Source organism: Leptolyngbya sp. CCNP1308, assembly GCF_034932455.1.
Taxonomy (GTDB): Bacteria; Cyanobacteriota; Cyanobacteriia; order Phormidesmidales; family Phormidesmidaceae; genus Nodosilinea.
In genome coordinates this window covers 351,842-376,840 of sequence record NZ_JAYGIH010000073.1, presented here as the reverse complement: position 1 = coordinate 376,840, position 24,999 = coordinate 351,842, and the positions used below count along the sequence as shown (strand labels likewise).

Here is a 24,999-nt window from a genome sequence, read left to right as displayed (position 1 = left end):
TGCGGCCCTGAACTGTACGGTCAGGTGGCCCAGTCTAAGATCTGGGCCACCTGCTGCCACACCGTTACAGGGTTAAAGGGTTTGGCAATTATTCCAGCTACGCCTAGGGTGCAGAAGCGATCGCGATCGCTGGTCAGCACCTTAGCCGTGAGCAAAATGACCGGGATCGCCTGGGTTTTATGATTGGCCTGGAGCTGAGCGTAGACCGCAAAGCCGTCCATGTCGGGCATTGAGACATCCAGCAGGATCGCGTCCCAGGGGGCGGCTGAGGCCTTGTGAATGCCCTCCCGCCCCGATCCGGCACTGGCGGTTTGCCAGCCGCCAAACTCCTCCAACGACAGGCAGACCACCTCGCGAATGTCCAGTTCGTCGTCGATGACTAAAATGCGTTTGCTCATGGCTCCCTCAGCGGCAGCGTAAAGAAAAATGTACTGCCCCGGCCCACCTGGCTCTCTACCCAGATTTCCCCGCCGTGCTGTTCCACAATCTGTTTGCAGATCGCGAGCCCCAGGCCAGTGCCCCCCCGCTGGCGCGAATCTGACACATCCACTTGCTGAAAACGCTCAAAAATTATCTCCAGGCGCTCCGCCGGAATGCCCCGCCCCTGATCTTTGACTGAGATCTGCACCCAAGCGGGCAGAGCTACCGGGGGGGCACTGAGGTCAGCCTTAGTCCTGGGGTGAGAAACCAGCTCTGCCGCCAGCCAAATTTTGCTCCCTGCTTCAGAAAACTTAATGGCGTTGCCCAGCAGGTTGGTGAGGGTCTGCACTACCGCGTCGGGGGCGGCCCTGATCGTAGCGGCGGGAGCGGCGACCTGAAGGGTGACCTTGGCTTCCAGGGCGATGGACTCTACCCCGTTGACCGCCAGCGCCATCAGCTCATCTAGGCGGCAGGGCTCTAGGTTGAGCTCAATGCGGCCCGAGGTCAACCGCTCTAGATCGAGAATATCGTTGACCAGTCGAATCAGTCGTTCGGTGTTGCTGAGGGCCATGCCCAGCATCTGCTGGGTCTTCTGGGGCCGGTTGTGCAGCACCCCCGACTCTAAAATGCCCAGGGCTCCGCGAATGGCGGTCAGGGGCGTGCGCAGCTCGTGGCTGATGATGGAGATAAATTCATCCTTGAGGCGATCGATGCGGTAGCGATCGCTGATGTCGCGCACTACCACCAGCACCTCATCCTGGGTCACCGGAATAATCCGCGCTTCCTCGTAACACATCTGCCCGCCCGAGACAAACTCGTACTCCTGCCGCTGAATGGTGCCCGTGGCCAGGGCCAGCTCAACGCAGCGCTGGCGCTCCTGGGCAATAGCGGCGGGCAGGTTCTCGTACACGCTCTTCTCGTAGAGGCGGCTGCGATGGTCAAAGACCGGCCCTGGGGGGCCATCGCCCAGCCAGTTGACCGCCTCTGGGTTGTAGATCTCCAGCGGGCGACCCTCTCGGCTCAGCCGCATCAGCAGGTCAGGAATCGCATTGATCAAAGCCTTTTGGGTGGCCTCACTGGCCGCCAGGGAGGCCATTTGCTGCGCCATCTGATGCTCCAGCTCGCGCTGGTAGTCAACCCGAAACCGCTCTACCTGCCGCCGCTCGGTGATGTCCTGAAATGTATGGATGCTGTAGAGCACCTGCCCCAGGCTGTTGAACACCGGAATGGTGTGCACCTCTAGGGGAATGCGGCGATCGCCGGTATCGACCTCAATGTCATCGGTGTAGGCCGTCTCACCACGCAGCCCGCGTACCACCGGCAGTTCATCGGTGGGGTACAGCTCGTTGCTGCCGGCCCGATAGAGCCGGTAGGTTTCCGCCAGCCGCCCAGCATCGGCGTCGGTAATGCCGTTGACCAACAGCTCTTTACCCTTGGCGTTGAGAAACAGCATCTGCCCCGTCTGGTCATGGACGCTCAGGGCCAAGGGCACCCCGTTTAAGAAGGTGGCCAGGGTATTTTCGCGGTCTTTGAGGGCGTGAAACGACGACACTAGCTGGCCCACCATGCGGTCAAACCCCTCGCGCAGGGCCTCCACTTCCTGAATATTGCTGGGCTGGGTGGGGGGCACAACGGCCTGGCCGTTGGTCAACGCCCGGGTGGCTCGCTGCAGCGACAAAATCGGCTTGGTAATGTATTCCGCCGTCCAAATTCCCAGCCCGATCGAACCGATTAGTGCCAGGGCGCAGAGCAGGGCCGTGCGGGCCGTGTTGGCGTAGATGTCGCCCATGAACTCAGAGGTGGGCACCACGGTGACCAGCAGCCAGTTGAGGTCGCCCTGCAGCGGCGTAGTCTGCACAAAATACTGCTTTTGACCAAAGCGAAGGTGAGAAAAACGCGGCGATCGCACATTCTCAAGGCTGCCGTAGTCGGCAATCAGGCTGGCCGCTACCGCCCGGGTGAGGGGATTGCGGCTTTGGCTCACCGCCAGCCGGCGAGACTGAAGCGCCACATTCTGTGCCGGATCGGCGCGGGGCTGCTGATCAAAAGGGAGATCCCCGGTTGAGGTGGCTACCAGGTTGCCGTCGGGCTCAATTAAGAAAAGCTGCCCCTCCTCGCTCGGGATCAGACTTTGCAAAAACTCCCCCAGCTGCGTTAGCAGAATGCCGCTGCTAAAGACGCCGCCAAAGTCACCCTGGGGAGTTTGGAAGGGCATAAACCGCACCATCACCAGACGGGGCCGATCGTCCCCTCGCTCTAGGCTTACCACCAGCCGCCATAGCCCCTCAGGGCTAGCCTGGGCGGCTGCATACCACGGGTTGTCGGGCGGGTCGCGGTGGGGGTCGTAGCCCTGCCTAATGGGCGGCAGCAGCGTTTTAGTTTGGCTAGCGGCATTTACCCGATAGCGGTAGAGCCGGTTATCGACCACGGTGACATTGTGCTGCCGCAGGGAGAACACGCCCGGTTCAGCCTGGCGAGCTACGTTCAGAAACGCCCCGGCCTCGTTGGCAATGGCCATGCCGGTCAGCTCGGGGAACAGGTTCAGCTGGGCTACCAAGTGACCTTCTAGAGCGGTTAGGTCGGTGCTGTCTATCTGCCCGGTTTCCAGTAGATAGACATGGGTCTGGGCCACAAAGCGAGGGGTTTGCAGATAGGCATTGAGGTTTTCCTCAGCCCGCTGCCCCGTTACTGTCATCATCTGACGGGCGATATCTTGCACCGCCCGCTGCCCGCTGCGGTACGACAGATAGCCCACCAGCCCTGTAATGCCAATTACCTGCAGCAAGAACGGAACGATGAGCAGATTGCGCAGAGAAAACGTCATGGCGAGATCGGGCTAACTCAGCACATTGGGTACAGGCAGAACGTATTGCCGCCGCGCACTTTAGCGTCCTTTAAAGCCTGGTCGGCGGTTTTTAGCAGCAGATCGCTGGAGAGGCTGCCCGTGGGCGTAGTCCCGCCGATCCCCAAGCTGAGGGTAATGTAATCACCCCCGGCGGGGGTGGGCTGAGGAATTTTGAGATCGGTCACGGCCTGCTGCAGGCGCGAGACCACTCGCAGGGCCCCGTCCAGGTTGGTGTTGGGCAGCACAATGGCAAATTCATCGTCGCCACAGCGGGCCACCAGGTCAATGTTGGGATTGATGGTGCGGTGTAGGGTGCGGGCGATGCGGCGCAGGGCCGCATCGCCCGCCTGCTGGCCGTAGATTTGATAGTAGGTGCGCAGGCTGTCAGGGCTGCATAGGATCAGCGAGATCGGGGCCTGGTCTTGACAGTGGCGCTCCCACTGCTGCTGCAAAAAGGCATCGAAGTGCAGGCTGTTGGCCACCTGGGTGAGGGGGTCGGTGGTGTCTTGCTGCGCCCAGTAGAGGGCTTGGCGGTGGCGCATTTGCTCAATTTGCTGGCGCAGCCGCGATCGCTCAATGCGGCTCAGCACCCGCGTTACCAGCTCTGGCCCCACGATGGGCTTGCCAATTAGGTCGTCGGCCCCCATCTCAAACACCTGGCGCACCGTCACCGTGTCGGGATGGGCTGCCACCATCAAGATGGGCAGGTTGCCAAACCGCGAGTCTTGGCGCACGACTTGACACAGGTCAATGCCGCTAAAGGTGGGCATTTCGAGCGCCAGCAGCAGCAGGTCAGGCTGGGCCTGGCGCAGCACCTCCCAAAACTGGCTGGGGTCGCCCAGCTCGGTGACCTGCAGCCCCCAGGGGGTGAGCAGCTCGGTGATGGCACCCCGAGTGACGGGGTCGTTGTCAACCACCATCACCTGCGACTCGGGCGCTTGGGTCGTGGGCAAGAGGTGGTCTAGGGTGTCAAAAATCTGGTTGGGGGTAGCCGGTGCCACCAGGTAGCGATCGCCCTGGAGGCGAGCCACCTGCACCCGCTCTTCTAAACTGTCGTGGCAGGTCAAGACCAGCACCGGCAGTTGGGGAAACCGATGCTTGACCTCTCGCAGGGGCGCTAATTTTTCGGCCAGGGGGGCGCTCTGGTCTAGGGTGAGGATCACTGCCTCGGCCCGCCCCTGGGCCAGGGCCTGTAGAAGCTCGCTCAGGCTGGCTGCCCCGTCCAGGTGCCAGCCGTGGCTAGCCGCATCGATTTGGAGCTGATTGAGCAGTTTGGGCTCCACCGCCAGCGCCACCCCCCAATGGCGAGTCAGCGACGCGATCGCCTGGGCGGGCTCCAGCGGCTTAGGGGCCAGGGCCAGGGTCTGCTTGAGGTCGAGCAGGTGGCGCGAGAGCTGGTTAACTTCTGTGGTTTGCAGGGGGCGATCGCCCAGCAGTTGCTCAATCTGGCGGGCGTGGGTTGAGCCTTCGTCATAGCCAAAGGTGCCCAGGCCCCCGGCCAGCCGGTGGGCCTCATCCTGGGCAATGGCCCGCTGCTGGGAGGGCAGTTCGCCCGCCTGGAGCGATCGCACCGCCGCTTCTACCACCGCCAGCCGCTGCTGAATCGAGGCCTGAAACCGGGCGGCGATCGCCTCTAGGGGGTTACTCTTTGGCGTGGTTGCCAAGGCCGGCTCTAGCCGCTCGACCGGGGCACTACCGTTAGCGCCCTGGGCGCCATTGGGGCTCGAATGCTCTGTCGTTGCGGTCTCTAGCCCCACCAGACTCGGCGGCAGATCGCGAAGGCGATAGCCCAGCCCGTACACCGTCTGAATCACGTTTTCAATTACGCCGCTGCGTTTGAGTCGGTTGCGCAGGTCCTTCACCAGGTTGGTCACCGCCCCTTCGGTGGGCGAATCGTCAATGGTCCACAGGTGGTCGAGAATGGTGCTGCGGCTAAACACCCGCTGGGGATGGCGCAAAAACAGCTCCAGCAGGCTGTATTCCTTGGGGGTTAACGGCACCACCTGGCCGCTGTAGGTCACCTGGGCCAGGGTGGGGTCGAGGCACAGCTGCCCCCACGTCAGCGACGGTATGGTCGTAGCCCGCACTCCCCGCCGCAGCAGAGCGCGAATGCGGGCCAGCACCTGAGAGACCTCAAAGGGCTTGGTCACATAGTCATCGGCCCCGGCGTCTAGCCCAGTAATCACATCCTCGTCGCCCGCCTGGGCCGTCAGCATCAAGATCGGGGTAGACACCCTCTGTCCCCGCAGGTGACGGCATAGGCTAATGCCGTCTAGCCGAGGAATATTCACATCCAGCACGATCAGGTCATAGTTCCACAGGGCGGCTAGCTCCTGGGCGATGATGCCGTCAACGGCCTGTTCTACGGTGTAGCGCGCCGCAGTGAGGTGGAAGGCTAAAAGTTCTTGGGTAGAGGGATCATCCTCAACAAGTAAAATTTTCATCGGTGGGGCATAGCTAGAACAGTAGATGCTGCCGATGCTGAGATATAGTAACCGAGCTAACCCAGACTGAGGCCAAACCAGTTAGCGTCTGCCCGTACGCTCTATGCGCTGGTTACGGGTCAGCAGACGGAGTGGATTCACTACAAGCAACAAAATTAACCACTATTCCTCTACGGCTATACCCGCCTGATAACCAATCCTAGAGTTAAAGAATCGCTTAGACTTTTTCTTAGCATATCGTCAAGTCTTGATCTTCTCTACTTGCCTCGGTTACAGGGGGGGCTGCCGGGGGCCTCGCTGTAGAGCCGTCTGCACTGCTGCTCGCTGATCGCGGTGGGTAATCCAGCGGTGGTAGGTACGATTGTGAATCGCCACCGAGTGCCCCATCATGCGGGCCGCCACGGTGTCGGGCAGACCAAAGTGAATGGTGCGTACCGCCCAGGCGTGGCGCAGGTCGTAGGGCGAGAACGGCACCCCATAGCGCTTAAACTGAATCGCCACCTGCTGGCCAATGCGCTGGAGGGTTGTATAGGCGAGATCGGTGCTGATCGGCGGTAGGCTGCCCTGGCGCAGGTCAAAGCGCTCGATCCATTCTGGGTAGAAGGGCCAGACATCGTGGAGGCCGGTTTTAGTGGTTTCGAGCACCGTAATGCGGCCTTCTGGGTCGCCCTGGCGCAGGGCCTGGTAGTCGCAGAAAAAGACTTCGTGGTTGCGGAGGCCGTAGGTGGCCATCACCCCATAGACGTAGCGCCAGGCCGGGTTGGGAATGCGATCGCACCATTCCACAATCACCTCATCGGAGGGCAGATGGCGGCGGTTGGCCTTGCTGTTGCCGTAGGTGCCAGCCAGCTTGTCAACGTCTTCGGGCAGCGCCAGCCCCTGAAAATCCGCAAAGGCTTTAAAGGCGGTCAAGGCAACCTGACGACTGCGGGAGTGGGGCGAAAACTCCTCTAGCACAGCTACAAGGGCCGCTTCGAGGGGCTGCTGGGGGTGCTGTTCCCCATGGGCCACCAGCTTTTTGAGGTAGGGGGCGTAGGCCTTGTCCCAGGTGGTTTTGCGCGAGGCCAGAGCGGCGACATCGACGGCGGGGCGCGCCCCCAGGTGAGCCTCAAACTGGGCCACCCGATCCGCCAGGGGCACTGTCTCCGGCGGAGATTCTTCCGCCGGAGATAAATAGTTGGCCCAGCTAAAACGGCGCTCAATCAGCTGAGCGGCAATCACCTTGGCCTCGCGCTCGATCTGCTTCAGCCCGGCGGGGGTGGCGGGCAGCTTGAGGGGAATGCGCTGCTGGTGCGGCCGAGTTTTGGCGCTGTCGGGGCGGGGGGGCAGGGTGCCCCGCAGGCTGAGGCGATCGCCTCGGCGCTCGACCTGGAGCCCCAGGCGGGCGGCTTTGAGGCGGGTGTTGAGCGCTGCGATCGCGCCATCTAAAGCAGCAGGGGAAGCCATTAACGTCGGAAACCGTTCATCCAGCTTGTAGAATAATTGGGGTATGAGTACTTACTTTAGAGCCACTACAGTGCCATGGGTCGTGTTGGGGTCTTATTACTAAATCTGGGGGGGCCAGAGCAGCCCGATGATGTGCGCCCCTTTTTGTTCAACCTGTTTGCCGATCCAGAAATTATTCGCCTGCCCTTTCCCTGGCTGCAGCGTCCCCTGGCCTGGTTGATCTCTAGCTCGCGGGCCAAACAGTCCCAGGCCAACTACCAGCAGATTGGCGGTGGCTCGCCCCTGCGCCGCATCACCGAAGAGCAGGCCGACGCCCTCAAGCAGGTGCTGGCCGATCAGGGTACCGAGGCCAATATCTACATCGGCATGCGCTACTGGTACCCCTTCACCGAAGAGGCCGTCGCCCAAATCAAGCGCGACGGGGTCGAAAAGCTGGTGGTGCTGCCCCTGTATCCCCAGTTTTCGATCAGCACCAGCGGCTCCAGCTTTCGCCTGCTAGAGCGGCTGTGGCTCGAAGATCCGGCTCTCCAGCGCATTGTCTACACCGCTATTCCCTCCTGGTACGATCGCCCCGGCTACAGTGAGGCCATGGCCGATCTGATCGCCCAAGAACTCGACAAGCTGGAACACCCCGACCAAGCCCACATTTTCTTTAGCGCCCACGGGGTGCCCGTCAGCTACGTCGAAGAAGCCGGCGACCCCTATCAGCGCGAGATCGAGCACTGCACCGAGCTGATTATGAAGTCGCTCAATCGCCCCAACCCCCACACCCTGGCCTACCAGAGCCGGGTGGGGCCAGTGGAGTGGCTCCAGCCCTATACCGAAGATGCGATCGCGCAGCTCGCCCAGCAGGGGGTCAAAAACCTGGTGGTCGTCCCCATCAGCTTTGTCTCCGAGCACATTGAGACCCTGCAAGAGATCGACATCGAGTACCGCGAAATCGCCGAGGAAGCCGGTATTCACGGGTTTCACCGCGTGCCCGCCCTCAACACCCATCCGCGCTTTATCGCCGATATGGCCGATATGGTCACCGAGGCGCTAGAGGCTCCCCGCCAGCTCTTCTCCGATGTGGTGCAGCCCGACAAAAAAGTCAAAATCTACCCCCAAGAGCGATCGGCCTGGGGGCTCACCCCCGTTGCCGAGGTGTGGAACGGGCGGCTGGCTATGGTGGGCTTCTTGGCCCTGCTGCTAGAGCTGGTCAGTGGGCACGGCCCGCTGCATTTTGTCGGTATTCTCTAGGGCCGCGATCGCCGGGGCCAGTGCTGCCACAGGTACGAAGTGCGAATCACTAGCCACAGCAGCAGCAGCGCAATAATGCCCCCCTGGTTGGGGGCATCAAAGGCCAGTACGGCCAGCACAATGCACAGCCCGTCAACCACAAAAAAGCTCCACAGGGGCGGGCGACGGGGGCGAAAAAACAGCCCCATCTGCAACAGCTGAATTACCAGAGCCAGTAGGGCGCTGATCAGTCCAATCAGCGGATAGATCCAACCCTCTAGGCCAAAGGTGCGGGCCACCCCCAGCCCCGCCAGAGCGCCGACCCCAGGGCTTAATATCAGCTCCAACCCCTGAAAAAACCGCTGGCTGTAACGGCTCTTAGAAAGCATCAGCTCCGCCATCGACCAGCTCACCAGTACCCCGAGCACCAGGGCTGGAGGCAGCCGCGACAGCAGCGGTACATTTGACCATAGTTGAGGGCCAGACATCAGGCCAATCAGCAGCAGCGGCAGCGCTAGCCGCAGCCCCGTCGCCGCCGCGATCGACAAGATAGCCAGTAGTTCTGTAATAATCACGGCGCTTGCTCCCCGGTCTGGGCTGCTCCCAGGGATATCCCTATTCGCTTAGGGCAGTGGATAGATAATCGGCTGCCGCCTTAACCACGGCCACGGCATTCTCGTAGACCATACGGGTTGGTCCTAGCACCCCCACACTGCCAACGGAGGTATCGTGGCGGGTGTAGTTAGACACCACCAGGGCACAGCCCTGCATGGGCTCTAGCGGGTTTTCAGCTCCAATCCACACTTTAACGTCTACGCCCTTCAGGGTTTGGGTGGCCACGGGAGGGGTGGCAAAAAACAACGGCCACAGCTGTGACTGGTCTTCTTCTAGCAGGCGCACAATCGCCTGAATGCGCTGAGCATCGCAGAACTCGGGCTGGCGCAGCACCTCAGCCAGGCCGCTAACCACCAGCTGGGGTGTCTCGGCGGCCTGCGATCGCTGCGCCAAATCTCCCAGCGCCTGGCACAGCAGTACGCCATAATGCTCAAACTCGGCGTCAAGATCGCCCCAATTGAGGGCAGTCACATCGGCCAGGGGCCGCCCCCGCAGGTGGTGGGTCAAAAAGTTAGACAAGATCTCCAGATCTCGGCGACCGGGTTCGGCAGCAGCCTTTGACGTGGCCGAGTCCAGCACCGCTGGCAGCTGTACCACCACCGATTGGGTCGCCAATGAGTCGAGCAGCACCACCATCAACACCTGGCCTCCCTCCACCACCACCAGCTGAATGTGGCGAATCAGCACCGTATTGGCCTGGGGCACGGTCACAAGGGCCAGGTAACCGCTAATCTGGGCCAAAATCTGGGTGGCCTCCTTCAGCAGCGATTCTAGGCTGCGGCCCATCCAGTCCAGCTCTTCTGACAGCGCCGCATCCACCCGGCGACCCACCCGAGCCGATGGCGACATCAACCGGTCTACATAGAGTCGATAGCCAAAGTCAGAGGGCACGCGCCCTGACGAGGTATGGGGCTGATAGAGCAGCCCATATTTCTCCAGCAGGCCCATGGTGTTGCGCACGGTAGCTGGGCTCACCCGCAGGTTATATTCCTGAGCTAAGGCCCGTGACCCGACCGGCTCTGCCGTGGCAATGTAGTGACGAATGGTGGCCTGAAGCACCTGCTCATGGCGAGCACTCAGAGAAGGGGCAGGGTCCATAGGGGGGTTGGTATAAAACTCAACTACGGCATTGCCTTACCATAACAGATGTTTTCTGGGGTTCGGCATCGCTATCTCTGACCACTGGCCCCCGCCTACAGATCCTTACTCTGGCTAAAGAACTCACCCACCCTAAAGCTAGCGGTGCTCTCGAGCTGGGCCATCGTCGATCGCGTAATCAGTTTGCCCTGCTCCACTAGCACCTCCCCCGTAATCGGGTGCAGCAGATCTTGGTCAGCCCGGCGGCCAATCAGTGCTTCAATGTCTTGGAGAGAATTGACGTACATCCCCGGCGGTAGCTCGACCACCACGCCATTACTCACTACCCGTGCCTGGCAGGCCAACCGCGAATTGGGCTTGCAGGAGGTAATCACCTCTAGGGTGCGCTGCTCACGGCGGTTGATCGGGGTCAGAGCCTCCATGCCCGACTGCACATAGATGTGACAGGTGGCGCACATGCCGCGCCCGCCGCACTCCTTCAGCACATCGAGATCTTTATTCAGCAGCACCGACAGCAGGTTGCCGTTAGTTTCAACGGAGGTTTCTTGGGCAATGGGCTCTAGGCGGACGGTTTTGGCCATGGATTGCAACGGGGGTTAAGGAATAGGGGAAATAGCCGAGCGGGTAGCGGTGGCCCTGGAAGCCAGGCCTGCCTAGGCTGCGCCTAGCTAGGCTCTGGGCGGAGGGCCTAGCAAAAGCAACTGCTCTTGAGGGGTAAGGGTTTGACCCGCAACCAGAGTTTGAAAATTGCGGATAGTTCGGCCGCCGCGCCCTAGGAAGGCCGTCACCCAGTCTTTGACCCACTGGTGCTGTTCTGCCGTCAGCGATATCTCGCTATTGGCAGCAACAGTAAAGTGACCATCTTTTTGAACCTCAAACTGTTCTAGCCAGGGGTGGGCCGGGCGAGATTGCTTCCAGGTGTTGATCACCATGGTTGTTCCCAGGTATTGGGTGGCACCCTCACTGAGGTGGTTGAGGCTCTCAATCACCTCACGGCAGCTTGGCGTTAGAGTACCCCGATTGGAGGCGGCTGGCTCAGCCTGAGGAGCCTCGGCGGCAGGGATCTCGGCGGCGCCAACGGAGCTGCCGAGGGTGACGCAGCCAGCCAGCAGCCGAAAGGTCGGCACTGCATTGTGGGGGGCCTCTACCAGAGTGGCCTTGAGCTGACCAATGGCCGTGCGATAGTCGGTCAGGGGCATTTGGTCGTTGATCAGCACCAGCAAAATCAGGCCCTGATCGAGCTTGTAGATATGGGCCAGCTGATGGGCAAAGCGAAAGGTAAAGGTGTCGAAATGGGCCGGGGTAGTTTCGACCACCTGCTGAATACCCTGGGCGAGGGCATCCTGCTGCTGCGAGTTGAGGCTAATGTCTGGCCCAAAGAAGAAGGGGCGGTTACGTCCGTCAATCAGCGCCATCCCAGAGATGCCGGGTAAATTCAGGACATTCTGGATCACCTGACGTTTCATAAATCCTTTGGGGTCTCGCTCTAAATTTTGGTGTTGAGTGTCCCGAACCAAGTAATCTAGGGATGGCAGACTTAATTACAGCACCAGTCGTAAGGGGCATGAGCTTGGGTCATTAGTTTACCCAGGGCTGGTGCGGCGGCACCACGGGGAGCGGCCTGTATTACTATCATGATTTATTGGCAGCCCAGGCTTATCGTACATTAGGGTTAATGCCCATGTCTGACCTTCCCTTTACCCTCGACCAGCTGCGCATTCTCAAGGCCATTGCAGCGGAGGGCAGCTTCAAACGAGCGGCAGACAGTCTGTATGTGTCTCAGCCGGCGGTCAGCCTTCAGGTGCAAAACCTAGAGCGCCAGCTAGATGTACCACTGTTTGATCGGGGAGGGCGACGGGCACAGCTCACCGAAGCTGGGCATTTGCTGCTGAGCTATGGCGATCGCATCCTGAGTCTATGCCAAGAAACCTGCCGTGCCATTGAAGATCTGCAAAATTTGCAGGGGGGCACCCTGATCATCGGCGCGAGTCAAACCACCGGCACCTACTTACTCCCCCGAATGATTGGCCTGTTTCGGCAAAAATATGCCGATGTTGCGGTGCAGCTCCATGTGCATTCCACCCGCCGCACCGCCTGGAGTGTGGCCAACGGCCAGGTAGACCTAGCGATTATTGGGGGCGAACTCCCTCCTGAACTACAGGACTCTCTACAAAGGGTGCCCTATGCCGAAGACGAACTCGCACTGATTATGCCGATGTATCACCCGTTGGCAAGCCAGGCGGTGATTCAGCGGGAAGACCTCTACAAGCTGCACTTCATCGCCCTCGACTCGCAGTCGACCATTCGCAAAGTGATTGACCAGGTGCTGACCCGCTGCGGCATCGAAACCCGCCGCCTCAAAATTGAGATGGAGCTCAACTCCATTGAGGCGATTAAAACCGCCGTGCAGTCTGGGCTGGGGGTGGCCTTTGTGTCGAACTCCGCGATCGAAAAAGAGTTGCAGATGGGGGTGTTGCATCGGGCCAAGATTGACGCCGTGGTCGTCAACCGGACTCTGTCGGTGATCTTTAACCCCAATCGCTACCGATCTAAGGCTGCTGCCGCCTTTACAACCGAGATTTTGCCGCAGTTTACTAACCTGCCCCTTAACTTTAAGCCTGCCGGCGCCGAAAAAAATGGGGCCGAAAAGAACGGCGTTAAGCCCGCAACGCCTGCTACTCCACCGGCAGAACCCCTTAACCTCAGTCCCTAGAAGGCGCTTGCCTAAGGACTAGCAGCTATGCCTCTCGGATGGTGGCAGGGTCAGCTGGAATCGCAATCAAACCGTCTTTATAGATATGAATTAGCTTGCGCTGGCGCAGTTTGCCCATGAGCCGGGTGACGGTCACCCGCGTGGAGCCAATGGCGCTGCCAATTTGGGCGTGGGTGAGAGACCAGGGCAGATAATAGCCCGACTCGCAGGGCTCACCAAATTCTTCAATCAGCAGGGTGAGGAATCCGAGCAGTCGATCGATGGTGCGCCGCTGGCCCAGGGTGCTCAGCCACAGCAGCTTGCGCTGGTGCTGATAGCGAAAGGCATCCAGCACCTCTCGCCGAAAGTGGGGCCAGTTGTCGAGATCGCTCCAGTACAGCCAGATCACGGTGGTTTGATCGACGTGGGCAAAGCTCTGCAGCAGGAAGGGCGACTGAGCCACAATCTCAAAGGGTTGACCGGCCCCGACAAAGCCCAAAAACGCCTCTTCACTTAACCCGACCGCTAACCCGTTGGTGGTGTCGTCATCGCCGGGCTCATCCAATTCTGGGTTAGCCAACTCTGGAGCTGTCTCAGCCCCCTGGGCGCTGCCCACCAGGCGCACGGAGCCCCGCTCAACCAGGTACAGCAGTCCAGATCGAGCGGGGATGCGCTCATCTTTATTAAATGTTCTGGATCGATAGTGGGCATGGGCCCAGTCGGTAATGCGTTGCCAGGTCAAGAACGGTCGGGCATTGTCAGAGCGAGGGGATGATTGCATAGCAATAGCTGGGCTAAACGGTACAAACCGTGACCATAGGGCAAAGGATAAAGGTGCGATCGCTCAGGATAAGTGGGCAACGTCGGCAACAGCCCCAGGGTAGATTACCACCCCCTTGGGGATAGGCAATGTTATGACTGCCGTCTATTGGCCCCGTTGCTGGAAACGTTGAGTCTCCAGTTCAGACAGTCCCTCCAGTTCAGACAGCCCCTTAGCAAGGGGAAACCCTGAAACAGATCAGGGTTTCGTAAATTTGTCATCGTGAACTTTACGTAAACCATCCAATAGTAATACAGAGATCCCGTAATTTCTCGTAACGGCTCTAGCGAATCGGCGACATTGTACGGAACCTTCCTCTGGATTTTCCTGTCAGTTCAGCTTGGTGAGCCGGTTCAATTTGCCACCTTGCTAGGGCTCCTTGACCCGGCGATCGCTCACCGAACAGGCCAGGGGGCGAAGCCCTATAAGTAAAACTGTTCAATCAAACCGATTTTAGGGGGTGACATTCCTCCAGGGTCAGCCTATAATTCAAGTTGTGTGAGGAGCGAACCAGAAGAGATGCCGAGACGAAACACGGCCAGTCGTCGGCATCTCTTTTGTTTTGTATCTGGTTTTTGGAACTATGCGGGCAATGGCAAATCACTTCACCCTAGCCCCATCACAATTGATGATATTTCCCTCGGTTGTGTTCAGCTCTTTTTAGGCTGAAGTAAAGGGGTTTTTAGAATGCTTCGCAGCGCTTGGGTGACTTTATGGGGCTGTTCTAGCATGGCCAGATGGCCGCAGTTTTCAAGTTCAATCACCGGACTTTTGCCGTGGCGAGCTGCCCGGCGATAGCCTGCTAGGTGGTGGACGTAGCGCAGGTTCATGACTTGATCCTGACAACCCGCAATAAAGTGGACTGGCTGCTCAAGGGAAGCTACCAGTCTGGGCAGCAGATGCACTTCGGCTTCGGTGGTCGATTCTAGTAGGGCGCCCAGGGCCGCTTGGGGGTCAGCCTGGAGCAGATCGCGGCAGCGATCGCGGCCCCAGTGGTAGGCCAACGGCTGGTGCACCATCATGCGAGTCAGCAGCAGCGGCAGCAGGGGGATCTGACCAAGCCAGGGCCGCCGCCAGCCGACGATAGACCGTCCTGCTTGGCGAAACTGCTGAAATTCGCGATCTAGGTAAATGCCACCGCCTGCGTTGAGACACACCACCCCTTGCACCTGTTGGGGGTAGCAGTGGGCCATCCACAACGCTATGCTGCCCCCAAGCGAATGACCCACTAGCCAAACCGGGCCGAGGTTGAGCTGTTCTAGCAGCCCGGCTAGGTCGCGGGCATAGGCCCCAAGGCCGTAGGGCGAGTTTGAAGCCCCCCAGACTTGGGCTACCGCAGGGATGTCTGGGTCGTAGCGATCGAGGCCGTAGCTCGACTCACCAAAGCCCCGCAAATCGTAAGTCAGACAGGGGTGATCGGTGCTTAGGACATCGACTATCGGCTGCCAATAGCGCTGGCTGAGCAGCCAGCCGTGAATAAAAACTAGGGGTGGGGCTGCGCCCTCGGTAGTGAGCCGGTAGGCGTGGGGGACACCAAAAACGGTGATCAGGGCCATGGGCAATGGCATCTTAGACCGGTCTTTGACCATCGTACCCTAGCTCATCAGGCGGTAGCGCATGCCATCGGCAATTTTTTGCCCCAGATAGTCTGGAATCAGGCTTTCGTTGGGGCCTAGCAAGTAGAGAATGAGTCGGGTGCGCCCCCGCCAGACCAGCAGATTGGCATTGACGACTAGCAGGTCTTCCTGCCAGATGGCGTACATTACTTTGTAGAAGAGGCCCGGCTGGTTGTCGGCTTCAATCAGCAGCGCCGGCAGATGAAAAACCGGATCTACATAGAACTCCGTCTCTACGCGTTCGAGCCCGGCATTGAGATTGAACTCCACCGTCAGCATTTCTTCTACTTCAAAATGCCCCGCCAGCGTTTCTTGAATGGCTCTGCAGACATTTTCGGTAGTCTTCGGACTCAGGGCCTTGCCACCCCGAGACACAACCAGCTTGATAAACACCAGCATGGGCGGATATATCTGCCCGTAGAGACTGAGGTTGTGGATAGTCAGTCCATAGGCCGCCAGCACCCCAAAAATGTCGCTCAGCAAAAATGACTGGTTGCGGTAGACAAAGTGCAGCGCGCTTTTGTTGCCTTCGGGCTTGATGTCGAGCACCGCCTTGCGCTGCTTGTAGAGTTGGTAGGCCAAACGCAGATTTTGCAGCTGAATCTCGCTGCTCACAAACTGTTCATAAAATTGCGGAAAAGCTCGGTTGAAGCGCTTCAACAGCTCAACCGTTGAGGGGTTTAAGCCAGCGGCCATGGTGGGAAGGATGGAACTCCATGGAGGTAACGTTAGCATTTGCCGCATCAGGAAACCCTATCCAAAGCGAGAATCTAACCTCCGTCCTAACGCGTTGGGCGGAGGCTGTCGTCGGGGAAACCTCCTAAGTGCTAGGGCAGAGGGGTTTAGATGTATCGTTGAGGGGCTACATCGATAGTCTTGCTAAGGCTGCGATCGCGTCACCACCCCCACTCGCCAACCCACCCTACAACGACCCACATAAATCTCCAGTCTTGCCAGAAGCATAGGGATTTTATGGGGATATACTATGAGTAAATAGTCTTCAGACCTTAAGTCTAACCCTTAGCCGCAGCCAATGTGCTGCGCCAAGGGGGGGCTTACTTTATACTGCTGAACGTTGTGCCACTTCATTATCAGACAGGGCCTGCATGGGTTTTTGGAAAAGTCTTTTTGTCGGATCTGATGGCGCTGCGTCTGGGGAAACAAGGTCGGCGGGTACTGTCTTAGATGCTCTGCCCGAGCAGGGTGAAGGGTCGACGATTGTGTTCAGCACCGATCGCGACCTCGATCTCTACGAACTCGAAGAGTTGTGTAACGCCGTAGGCTGGGCCCGCCGCCCCATTCGCAAAGTTAAAAAAGCCATTCAGCATAGCTACCTAGTCGTTACTATGTGGGAGCAGCGCGGTGCTCGCCGCCGCCTCGTCGGTTTTTCGCGCGCCACCTCTGACCATGCCTTTAACGCCACCATTTGGGATGTGGTCGTACATCCCGATTTTCAGGGGCGCGGCCTAGGCAAAGAACTCATGCGCCAGCTCATTAAAAAACTGCGCAGCGAAGACATCAGCAACGTCACCTTGTTTGCTGACCCCCAGGTGGTTGAGTTTTACAAAGGTCTAGGCTTTATGCCCGACCCTGAAGGCATTAAGGGCATGTTCTGGTATCCCGACTAAGCCCTAGAGATGGGTGTGGATCGAAAAATCATCTAGGCAAAATGCTGAGCCTGCTGCCTTGACCTAGGCGGAGCGAGCGAGGGCTTTGGCCTGCTGAATCCAGAGGCTAACCTGGTCAGGGGTGGGGCACAGGTCATTGCGCTGGAGGGTGGCCACATGCAGCCGACGCAGGCGAGTGTAAAGCCCCTGGGCCGTAGAGTCGGCTAGCTGTGCCACAGAGATAATGCCGGCGTGCAGTAGCAGCCCGTTAAACTGACAACCCACCGCAGGCACTCGGGCCAGCTCAGCCAAAATGACCCACTTGGTGACGTAGCGCAGGGGCACCTGCATTTTCTTGGCCAGGGTTTGGCGGTGGTCTGCGGTGGCCCCATAGCGACGGAGGTGTTCAGTACTGGTTAAGCCTAGCTGGGTCATGCCCTGGGCGTGGGTGGGGCTGAGCCCCGGCAGCTGATCGAGGCGATAGGCTGGGGTAGCCATAGAAAACCTGCATGGAAAGGAACGGCATTCGTCTGAGCATGAACCAGCTGTACCGGCAAAAAAGCAGGCTATACTGATGAACATGTTGGTCTACGGGATGTAGCGCAGCTTGGTAGCGCGCCTGCTTTGGGAGCAGGATGTCGCAGGTTCGAATCCTGTCATCCCGATTTTGAGTATAGTGGTTTGCCCTAGGCAGATAGTAGGACTGTCACAGGGAGCTATCCCAGAGACTTCTTGTCTGTAGTATCTATAGTCAGTGATATTGACGATCAATTTGCCTGCCCCTTTGCCGTTACGCTACGACGAAACATCCTATGAGACACCTCTTTTCTGCCCTTCTACGGCCCCTTCCCCTGTTGACCGCCTTGGTCAGTGGCAGCTTGCTGGGAGGTGGTCTAGCGATGCCTCTACCCGCTGAAGCCCTGGGTGAAGAGGCCATTGTCGATAAACTGGAACAGGTGCCGGTCTTTGTGATTTTGAACTCTGACGGTCAGCCCCTGACTGCCGCTGCAGAGGTCGACGATCAGGAAGTGAAAGTGCCCGTAGTTTTCATTGATGGTGAGGCGGCCGAAGAGTTTTTGACCCGCGCCCGAGAAGAAGATCCCAGCGCTGAGGTAGCTCTGGTGGACCTCGGTACCCTATACCAAGAAACAGTCCTCGGCGATGAAGCGCAAGTGCCGCTGCTGTATCTTCCCATTGGCGATGAGCTAGATACGGCGATCGCGCTCCAGTCAAACTTTCAAGGGGTGCCGTTGTTCATCGCCCGTCAGGGTGCCGACGGCCCTTACCTCACCATTAACCAAGACGGCCAGGCCTCGCTGCCGATGTTTTTCTCGCGCAACGATTTGCAGACCCTGCTCGATCGCTACGGGGAGTCCAACGCCGAAGCCGCTGACGATATCGTGGTACAGGTGCTTTCGCTAGAGTGGCTGCTGGCTACCATGACCAGCAACAGCGATCCTGAGCTGGATGCCCAGCTTCAGCAGGTACGGCTGTTTCCTTCGACGGAGGTGCTCGACTTCATTCGAGCCCAGGACGCAGAGCCTGCTGCTGAGTAATTGGGATTTGGGAAAACCCATAGTTAACTCAGCGAGGGGGGAGGGCGATCGCCCTCCCCCCTCGCTGATCATGCCTAGCCCAGCAGAGCGGTAGCCCTAGCCACAAAGTTGTCGGCGGTAATTCCGTTAAGCGCCATAATCTGGCCAGCGCTAGCGGTGGTTTCTCCGCGTTTCCAGCAGAAGGTATCGCGGGGGGCAGTGCTGCGCAGCATGACAGGTTCTAGCATAGCGCTAGAGCCACCGGTCACCCCAATCAGCACGTCGCCACCGAAGAGTCGCTCGAATCCGGCATCGTCTAAGAAATTGCTGTCGGGTTCAGAGCACATGTCCCAGGCGACATCGGTGGGGCGGTAGAGCTGGCGCGGATTGACCACTGACACGATGCGGCTGCCGATGCCCCGATCCGCTAGCTGCTCGGCGGCTTCAAACACGGGTATCAGGGTCATGTCACCGATCACGGCAAACACAAGGGTTTTGTCGCCGGGGGTATGGGCCAACGTTACTGCCCCCTCGGCCAGGGCGCGGCGGGTCTGCTCGAAGGTGGTGCGAACGGGCAGCGGCGACTTGCTAGCCGTGATGGTCACACCCTTATTGCGGGTGGTCAAGGCCCAGTCGTAGCACACCTGAATGCTGTTGGCGTCGGTGGGAAAGATCGGATACACGTTGCCGTTGCGCATCATGCCCGCAAAGTAGTTTTCGACTTCGGGGCGCTGGTGGGTCCAGCCGTTGCGACCCTGTTCTAAGGCCCCAGCGGTAAATAGGGCAATGGTAGAGGGGGTGGGGCGACGCAGCTCGGCCATCGCTTGGGTGACGGTCTGCCATATGGGCAAACCGTTGATGGCAAAGGATTCGTAGGAGCACCAGAGGGTGCGGGCACCGAAGAGGGCCTGGGCGGCGGCAAACCCGGCGCAGGCGTCTTCGCTGAGGGGTTCGTACACCTGACCCTGGGGCTGTTGAAAATAGGTGGCGTCGGTGGTGGGGTGAATGATCTTTAGCGCCTGGTTGATATTGTTGATGCCCGAGGCGGCGTTGCCGTCGGCGTTGGTGACAACAAATTGCGTATCTTGCTGGCCCACGTAGCCCACCAGGGCCCCCATGGCGGTGGTGGCCACCTGCTTATCGCCGCCTACGGGGAACTCGTTGAGGGGCAGGTTGCCCAGGTCGGCCAGGGGCAGCACCGATTCTGTCACCGCTGTTTTGGCACCGGGGCCGCCCATAGCGCGCTCGTAGTTAGTGCGCACCAGAGCCCAGGCGTCGGGGTGCAGGGCGCGGGTGGTGAGGGCGCTGACGATGTAGTCGCGCTGGAGCGAGTCGCCGGGGTAGAGGTTGTGGGATTGAGCCCCGCGCTTGTGGACACCGGCCCCCTTGAGCTGCTTGACAATCAGGACGGTGAGGGTGCCGCCCAGGGCCAGCTTGGCCGCTTTGTCGGTGGCTTCGAGCACGGCCTGGGTAAAGGCAAACCGCTGGGGAAAGGAGAAGGCGGTGCTGTCTACGTAGTCGCCAGGCTGGTCGGCATCGTCAAAATCTTTGGCGTCGACCAGCACCACCTCCCGGAAGCCGTTGCCGCGCCAGTAATCCACCATGGCCTGGTTGGACTTGGTGGAGACCATGCTGTGGTGTTCCTGGCTGAAGCCATTCCACACCAGGATGGGCAGGAAATTCGTGACGGTGGGGTAGGCGGTGTTGAAGTGGCCAAAGCTGCTCATGATGTAGGGCTCGCCCAAGCCGCCGTCGCCGATGGTGACGGGGAACAGGACACCGGGGTGCAGCTTGGCCCCCACCATGGCGAAGTGCTGCCCCTGGCCCAGCGGCCCGGCGGGGTTGAGCAGGCCGGGGATTTGACCGGACAGGTGGCCTAGCAACCCGTGGGTTTCGCGGAAGCGATCGCACAGCTGCTGCACGGTCTCAATGCCCATAGTCTCCAGGGATCGATCCAAAAACACGTTGCTGTAAAAGCCGGGGGCGTGGTGGCCGACTTCGGTGATGATATTTTTGTGGCCCAGCATGACCAGAGAGGCGATCGCCTCCGTGATGCTGGCAAATCCGCCAGGGTGGCCCGACTCTTTGCTGGCGGTGACTTGCAGGGTGAGGTAGCGCAGCGCGTCGGCGGCTAGCAGGGTTTGGTAGACCGCTTCTGGGTCGCTGGGGGACGAGATGGCGGTTTGGTCTGGGGCGATCGCCGCAGACTGGCCGTAGGCCGCAAACTCGGGAAGCAGCTCCCCAAAGTGCTGAATGCCTTCGCAAAAAGCCGGAATCGATTGCGTGGTGGCCACCGTCATACCTTAACCCTCTAGCTAGCGTCAAAAGAACTATGGCTCCCCAGCCCTGTTCATACGTCCTGTGAGAGAGAGCATCTGCCCGGCAGGGCGCTATTGTATACAGTCGGCAAGGAGCTGTTAACCATCCTACACAGCCATGGGGTACCGAGACGGTGGGCACCATTACGATTCTGGGTCGCTGCGATTGGGGTAATCCGATATTTATGGGTATGGGATCAGGGGATTAAAGGTGCGCGCCATGGAGCGTAGCCGATCGCAACAGCAGAGGGAGCCAGCTAATGGCTAAACCCAGCAGCGCCAGGGCCGACAGCCAAAAGAATGCCACCACGTCCCTAAATCCGGCGATTAAATTGTCAACTCGGGCCAGCAGCGACACGGCAATCAGCATGAGAAAGTAGGCAAACCGCTGAAACTGGCTGACGGCAGCCACCGCCAGCGAGGCAATGGTAAGCGCCATGACGAAATATCCCAGATCAGACTGAAAGCCCAGCAGCAGCAGCTGCCGCATTCTAGGCCAGCCTAGGGTAATGGCCCAGGCCCCCCAGATCGCTAGCAGGCCGCTGACGGCCCAGCCGAGGGGAGACGTCTTGCCGTGATGCAAAAACCCGCCGTAGGTGGCATAGGCCATGATCAAAAGCGTCCAGGAGAGCCAGTGGCTCTGGAGCACGGTACGCAGGGTGCGGTCTTGTTTCATGACAATTGCCTCGCCTGGGCCGCTAGAGATTGGTGGAAATGGCCTGCACGGGGCAGGTGGGTACGCACTGCTCACAGACGATGCAGCGCGATCGCGCAAAGGTCAGCCGGTAGGTCTCTGGGTCGAGGGTGAGGGCGCGGGTGGGGCAAACCCCGGTACAGAGGCCGCAGTGGACGCAGAGGTCTTCGTCCACAACAATTTCGCCGCTGGCGCTCGACACTTCAATATCTTGCACCTCTAGCCAGTCGATGGCGTCGTTGAGCTGGTCGATGTCGCCCGATAGCTCGACCACCAGGGTGCCTATCTGATTGGGGGCCACCTGGGCGCGAATAATGTTGGCGGCAATATTAAAGTCTTTAGCCAGTCGGTAGGTAATCGGCATGTGCACCGATCGCTTGGGGAAAATTAGCTTGACCCGTTTTTTCATGGCCGCCTCTACACCCCGATTCTTTTACACTAAATACTAGCGGGCTGCTTCTATCCTAACCGGAGAGTCAAGCTATCCCGCCCTCATCCCATGCTGAGACTGCCATTGTCCTATGCCAGACCATTCCCCTAGCCCTACGGAACTCCCGACCAGCCGCGCCCGCAATCTGGTGGTCGCGATCGCGGCCATTGGGCTGGCGATCGCCATGGTGTTGGGCATTCGCACCCAGTCAACCACGCCCTCGCTGGCCGAGCTGGCCACCAGCGCCGTGCCCTACGAGGTGGCCCAGACCAACGGCAGGCCCACGCTGCTGGAGTTTTACGCCAACTGGTGCACCAGCTGTCAGGCGATGGCAGGCGATATGGCCGAGTTGCGGGATGGGTACGGCGATCGCGTCAACTTTGTCATGCTCAACATCGACAACAACAAGTGGCTGCCCGAAATGCTGGCCTATCGGGTCGAAGGCATTCCCCACTTTGTCTACATGGGAGCTGACGCCCACCCCATCGCCACCGCCGTTGGCGAACAGCCCCGGCAAATTCTCACCGACAACCTCGACGCGCTGATCGCCCAGGCTCCCCTGCCCCACCAGCAGACCTTTGGCCGCGCTTCGGAGGTTGAGGGGGATTTTCTGTCGCGGCAGAGCGCTGTCAATGACGACCCTCGCGCCCACGGCAGTGCGATCGTAAACTAACCCAGGTGGGCCGCCATCCCCTTCCCTGCGCAGCCGTCAATGTGATGATTCGTACCCTAGATCAGGCGCTAAATAGCCGCCAGAGGGGCAGCCGGTTGAGTCGCCAGATCGGGGAAAACATCGCGCACAGCTGGGTGAATCAGTTTTCCGGCAGAGACGTTTAGCCCGCCCTGCAACCCGCTATCGAGAGCCAGGGCATCTAGCCCGTGGTGGGCAAGCTTGAGCACGTAGGGCAGGGTGGCGTTATTGAGAGCCTGGGTGGCCGTCCAGGGCACAGCACCGGGCATATTGGGCACCCCAAAATGCACCACCCCCTGCTCAACGTAGGTGGGCTGGCTGTGGGAGGTGGGGCGCAGGGTTTCGATGCAGCCGCCCTGATCCACAGCTACGTCGATAATCACCGAGCCGGGGCGCATGGTGGCCACTAGTTCCCTTGAAACCAGGGTAGGAGCCTTGCGACCGGGCACCAGCACCGCGCCGATCAGCAGGTCGGCCTGGGGTACGGAGGCGGCAATTTGGGCAGAACTACTGTAGAGCAGCTCAACGCGGGAACCAAACAGGGTCTCGAGATAGGCCAGCCGCTCGACGTTGAGATCGATAATTTGCACCCTGGCCCCCAGGCCCACCGCCATTTTGGCGGCCTCGGTGCCGACTACACCGCCGCCCAAAATCACCACGGTGCCGGGGGCCACGCCGGGTATGCCCCCCAGCAGCACGCCCCGCCCGCCCTGCTGACGCTCCAGATAGCGAGCCCCAAACTGCACCGACAGCCGCCCGGCAATCACGCTCATGGGGGTGAGCAGGGGCAACCTGCCGTCGGCGGTGGTGACGGTTTCGTAGGCGATTGCATCAATACCGCTGGCCATCAGCGCTTCGGTGAGCGATCGCTCGGCGGCCAGGTGCAAATACGTAAACAACATCAGGTCTGGGCGAAAAAAGCCGTACTCCGAGGGCTGGGGCTCTTTGACCTTGACCACCATGTCCTGGCTCCAGGCCGTGGCCGCGTCGGCAACCAGGGTGGCCCCGGCGGCCTCATAGTCGCTATCCCCAAAGCCCGACCCGGCTCCGGCGGCGGTTTGCACCATCACCTGGTGCCCTCGCTGGCAGAGGCTCTGCACCGCCGCTGGAGTCAAACCGACGCGAAATTCCTGATCCTTGATTTCTTTGGGTAGCCCGATGCGCATAGTGTCGCCCTGAATAGATGGGAGGGTAGTCCCATCCTAGCTAACCCCCGGCAAGGCAAACCCCTGTGGGTTAAGGAATTCCTTCACCCAACGCTGTCGGGCTGAGGCAAATAAAGGGTGAAGCAGCTACCTTGGCCCGCTTCAGAGGTGAGGGCAATGGTGCCACCGTGGAGCCTGGCAATGCGCTGGGACAGGTGCAGGCCCAGACCATGGCCCGCGCGGGCGTGGTTGCCCTGGCGAAACCACTCAAAAACCCCCAGCTGCTCGTCGTCGGGAATACCGATGCCGGTATCGGTCACCGATACCCACACCCAGGGGCGATCGCGAGCATAACCACTGGCCACCTCAACCTCAGGCGGCAGGTGCGGTGCGTTGCCCACCGTGACGGTGACGCTGCCAGTGTCAGTAAATTTGATCGCGTTGCCGATCAGGTTAGTAATCACCCGGCGCAGTTCTAAATGGTCGCCCGCTACGGTAAACGCATCATCGTTCGGCAGCCCCTCTCCCCGAGGGAATCCATCTGGGGTGCCGGTGCCGTTAGCGGCAGAGACAGCAGTACGAGGGGCATCTACCCGGTCAGCCCGACACAGCACAGCCGTGAGCGATTTCTCGGCGGCAATGGGGGTTAGCTCCGTCACCACAGTTTCGGCCAGACTCAAGAGATTGACGGGCGACAGGGTCAGCGCCTTATGGCCGGCCTCGTGGCGGTATACCTCAAGCAGCGTGTTGACCATGCCGAGCAGGTGGCGGTTGCTGTCGATAATGGTGGCGATCGCCTCTTTGCCGTCTTCGGGCATGGGGCCAAAGGCATCCCCCTGGCACAGCTTGAGCATGCGGTTGGCGGCCACCAAGGGGGTGCGCAGGTCGTGGGTGAGGCGGGCCACAAAGTCATCCCGCTGGCGCAGCATGCTGGCCTGGCCATCCATACTGCGCTTGAGGCGAAGCAGCGATCGCACCCTGGCCCGCAGCTCGTTGACATCCACCGGCTTGCGAATAAAATCGTCGGCCCCGGCATCTAGCCCCTGCACCAGGCTCGACTGGTCGTGGGCCGTAATCAGCAAAATAGGAATATAGGGCAGCGTAGCGTCGCTGCGAATCTTTTGGGTCACGGCATAGCCGTCGAGCCCGGGCATCATCACATCGAGCAAAATCAGATCGGGGGGAGGAGCCTGTCGAACCACCTCTAACGCAGCCTGGCCGCTCTCCACACAGGTCATGCGGTAGTCGGGGTCATCCAGAATCGATTCGATCAGGAACAAATTGTCTGGAGAGTCGTCTACAGCCAGGATGGCGAAGGAGTCATCGGGAAAGTCCGGAGGCATTACGGGTTCAACAATATTGGCA

At 59.8% G+C, this 24,999-nt stretch carries 22 protein-coding genes and 1 tRNA gene; 6 read left to right on the top strand and 17 right to left on the bottom strand.

Annotated features, from left to right (window positions below; translation table 11 throughout):
- Positions 1–20 precede the first annotated feature (20 nt).
- The 4 genes from VB780_RS18450 to VB780_RS18435 all read right to left on the bottom strand — a co-directional run bounded on the left by VB780_RS18450 (position 21) and on the right by VB780_RS18435 (position 7,155).
- Entirely contained in the window at positions 21–398 is a 378-nt protein-coding gene (locus tag VB780_RS18450) for a response regulator (RefSeq protein WP_323352640.1), read from the bottom strand.
- Complete coding sequence (locus VB780_RS18445; protein WP_323352639.1) at positions 395–3,244, bottom strand: ATP-binding protein; 2,850 nt, start codon at positions 3,242–3,244, stop codon at positions 395–397. Before VB780_RS18445 ends, VB780_RS18450 begins: the two co-directional genes overlap by 4 nt.
- A 17-nt stretch (positions 3,245–3,261) precedes the next feature.
- Positions 3,262–5,709 (bottom strand): response regulator, encoded by a 2,448-nt coding sequence (locus tag VB780_RS18440; protein ID WP_323352638.1) that lies wholly within the window; start codon positions 5,707–5,709, stop codon positions 3,262–3,264.
- Positions 5,710–5,979: 270 nt separating this feature from the next.
- Positions 5,980–7,155: a site-specific integrase gene (locus tag VB780_RS18435; protein ID WP_323352637.1), complete on the bottom strand. Its 1,176-nt coding sequence runs from the start codon at positions 7,153–7,155 to the stop codon at positions 5,980–5,982.
- A gap of 75 nt (positions 7,156–7,230) precedes the next feature.
- Between VB780_RS18435 and hemH the strand changes: the two genes are divergently transcribed.
- Entirely contained in the window at positions 7,231–8,394 is a 1,164-nt protein-coding gene (gene hemH, locus VB780_RS18430; RefSeq protein WP_323352636.1) for a ferrochelatase, read from the top strand.
- On the opposite strand, the gene VB780_RS18425 is transcribed toward hemH, so the two are convergent.
- The 4 genes from VB780_RS18425 to VB780_RS18410 form a co-directional block, all read right to left on the bottom strand.
- The gene (locus VB780_RS18425) at positions 8,391–8,948 is read right to left on the bottom strand and encodes a DUF4126 domain-containing protein (RefSeq protein ID WP_323352635.1); all 558 of its coding nucleotides are present in this window, start codon (positions 8,946–8,948) and stop codon (positions 8,391–8,393) included. The two genes, hemH and VB780_RS18425, sit on opposite strands and share 4 nt — an antisense overlap.
- 40 nt (positions 8,949–8,988) lie before the next feature.
- The gene (hrcA, locus tag VB780_RS18420) at positions 8,989–10,086 is read right to left on the bottom strand and encodes a heat-inducible transcriptional repressor HrcA (RefSeq protein ID WP_323352634.1); all 1,098 of its coding nucleotides are present in this window, start codon (positions 10,084–10,086) and stop codon (positions 8,989–8,991) included.
- Positions 10,087–10,181: 95 nt separating this feature from the next.
- Positions 10,182–10,667 (bottom strand): 2Fe-2S iron-sulfur cluster-binding protein, encoded by a 486-nt coding sequence (locus tag VB780_RS18415; RefSeq protein ID WP_323352633.1) that lies wholly within the window; start codon positions 10,665–10,667, stop codon positions 10,182–10,184.
- A gap of 87 nt (positions 10,668–10,754) precedes the next feature.
- On the bottom strand, positions 10,755–11,552 hold the full coding sequence (locus VB780_RS18410) for a hypothetical protein (RefSeq protein ID WP_323352632.1): 798 nt from the start codon (positions 11,550–11,552) through the stop codon (positions 10,755–10,757).
- A gap of 215 nt (positions 11,553–11,767) precedes the next feature.
- Here VB780_RS18410 and VB780_RS18405 point away from each other — a divergent pair, with 215 nt between their 5' ends.
- Positions 11,768–12,799: a LysR family transcriptional regulator gene (locus VB780_RS18405; RefSeq protein ID WP_323352631.1), complete on the top strand. Its 1,032-nt coding sequence runs from the start codon at positions 11,768–11,770 to the stop codon at positions 12,797–12,799.
- 25 nt (positions 12,800–12,824) lie between these two features.
- Here VB780_RS18405 and VB780_RS18400 read toward each other — a convergent pair whose 3' ends face one another.
- The 3 genes from VB780_RS18400 to VB780_RS18390 all read right to left on the bottom strand — a co-directional run bounded on the left by VB780_RS18400 (position 12,825) and on the right by VB780_RS18390 (position 15,910).
- Entirely contained in the window at positions 12,825–13,559 is a 735-nt protein-coding gene (locus tag VB780_RS18400) for a Crp/Fnr family transcriptional regulator (protein ID WP_323352630.1), read from the bottom strand.
- Between the two features lie 689 nt (positions 13,560–14,248).
- Entirely contained in the window at positions 14,249–15,154 is a 906-nt protein-coding gene (locus VB780_RS18395) for an alpha/beta hydrolase (RefSeq protein ID WP_323352629.1), read from the bottom strand.
- Between the two features lie 39 nt (positions 15,155–15,193).
- On the bottom strand, positions 15,194–15,910 hold the full coding sequence (locus tag VB780_RS18390; RefSeq protein ID WP_323352628.1) for a hypothetical protein: 717 nt from the start codon (positions 15,908–15,910) through the stop codon (positions 15,194–15,196).
- A gap of 410 nt (positions 15,911–16,320) precedes the next feature.
- On the opposite strand from VB780_RS18390, the gene VB780_RS18385 reads away from it, so the two are divergent.
- Positions 16,321–16,842, top strand: a complete 522-nt coding sequence (locus VB780_RS18385; protein WP_323352627.1) for a GNAT family N-acetyltransferase — start codon at positions 16,321–16,323, stop codon at positions 16,840–16,842.
- A 63-nt stretch (positions 16,843–16,905) separates the two neighbouring features.
- On the opposite strand, the gene VB780_RS18380 is transcribed toward VB780_RS18385, so the two are convergent.
- A complete protein-coding gene (locus VB780_RS18380) occupies positions 16,906–17,319 on the bottom strand; it encodes a DUF4332 domain-containing protein (RefSeq protein ID WP_323352626.1) in 414 nt (137 codons plus the stop codon).
- A 93-nt stretch (positions 17,320–17,412) separates the two neighbouring features.
- On the opposite strand from VB780_RS18380, the gene VB780_RS18375 reads away from it, so the two are divergent.
- Positions 17,413–17,486 (top strand) — tRNA-Pro (locus VB780_RS18375).
- A gap of 147 nt (positions 17,487–17,633) precedes the next feature.
- Positions 17,634–18,377, top strand: a complete 744-nt coding sequence (locus VB780_RS18370) for a Tic22 family protein (RefSeq protein ID WP_323352625.1) — start codon at positions 17,634–17,636, stop codon at positions 18,375–18,377.
- A 74-nt stretch (positions 18,378–18,451) separates the two neighbouring features.
- Here VB780_RS18370 and VB780_RS18365 read toward each other — a convergent pair whose 3' ends face one another.
- The 3 genes from VB780_RS18365 to VB780_RS18355 all read right to left on the bottom strand — a co-directional run bounded on the left by VB780_RS18365 (position 18,452) and on the right by VB780_RS18355 (position 21,777).
- Positions 18,452–20,656 (bottom strand): phosphoketolase, encoded by a 2,205-nt coding sequence (locus tag VB780_RS18365; RefSeq protein WP_323352624.1) that lies wholly within the window; start codon positions 20,654–20,656, stop codon positions 18,452–18,454.
- 223 nt (positions 20,657–20,879) lie between these two features.
- Positions 20,880–21,350, bottom strand: coding sequence for a hypothetical protein (locus tag VB780_RS18360; RefSeq protein ID WP_323352623.1), 471 nt, complete (start codon positions 21,348–21,350; stop codon positions 20,880–20,882).
- Between the two features lie 22 nt (positions 21,351–21,372).
- The gene (locus VB780_RS18355; protein WP_323352622.1) at positions 21,373–21,777 is read right to left on the bottom strand and encodes an NIL domain-containing protein; all 405 of its coding nucleotides are present in this window, start codon (positions 21,775–21,777) and stop codon (positions 21,373–21,375) included.
- A gap of 112 nt (positions 21,778–21,889) precedes the next feature.
- Between VB780_RS18355 and VB780_RS18350 the strand changes: the two genes are divergently transcribed.
- Complete coding sequence (locus VB780_RS18350) at positions 21,890–22,471, top strand: thioredoxin family protein (protein WP_323352621.1); 582 nt, start codon at positions 21,890–21,892, stop codon at positions 22,469–22,471.
- A gap of 68 nt (positions 22,472–22,539) precedes the next feature.
- Here VB780_RS18350 and ald read toward each other — a convergent pair whose 3' ends face one another.
- The gene (ald, locus tag VB780_RS18345) at positions 22,540–23,655 is read right to left on the bottom strand and encodes an alanine dehydrogenase (protein WP_323352620.1); all 1,116 of its coding nucleotides are present in this window, start codon (positions 23,653–23,655) and stop codon (positions 22,540–22,542) included.
- Positions 23,656–23,738: 83 nt separating this feature from the next.
- Positions 23,739–24,977 (bottom strand): hybrid sensor histidine kinase/response regulator, encoded by a 1,239-nt coding sequence (locus tag VB780_RS18340; RefSeq protein WP_323352619.1) that lies wholly within the window; start codon positions 24,975–24,977, stop codon positions 23,739–23,741.
- Positions 24,978–24,999 lie beyond the last annotated feature (22 nt).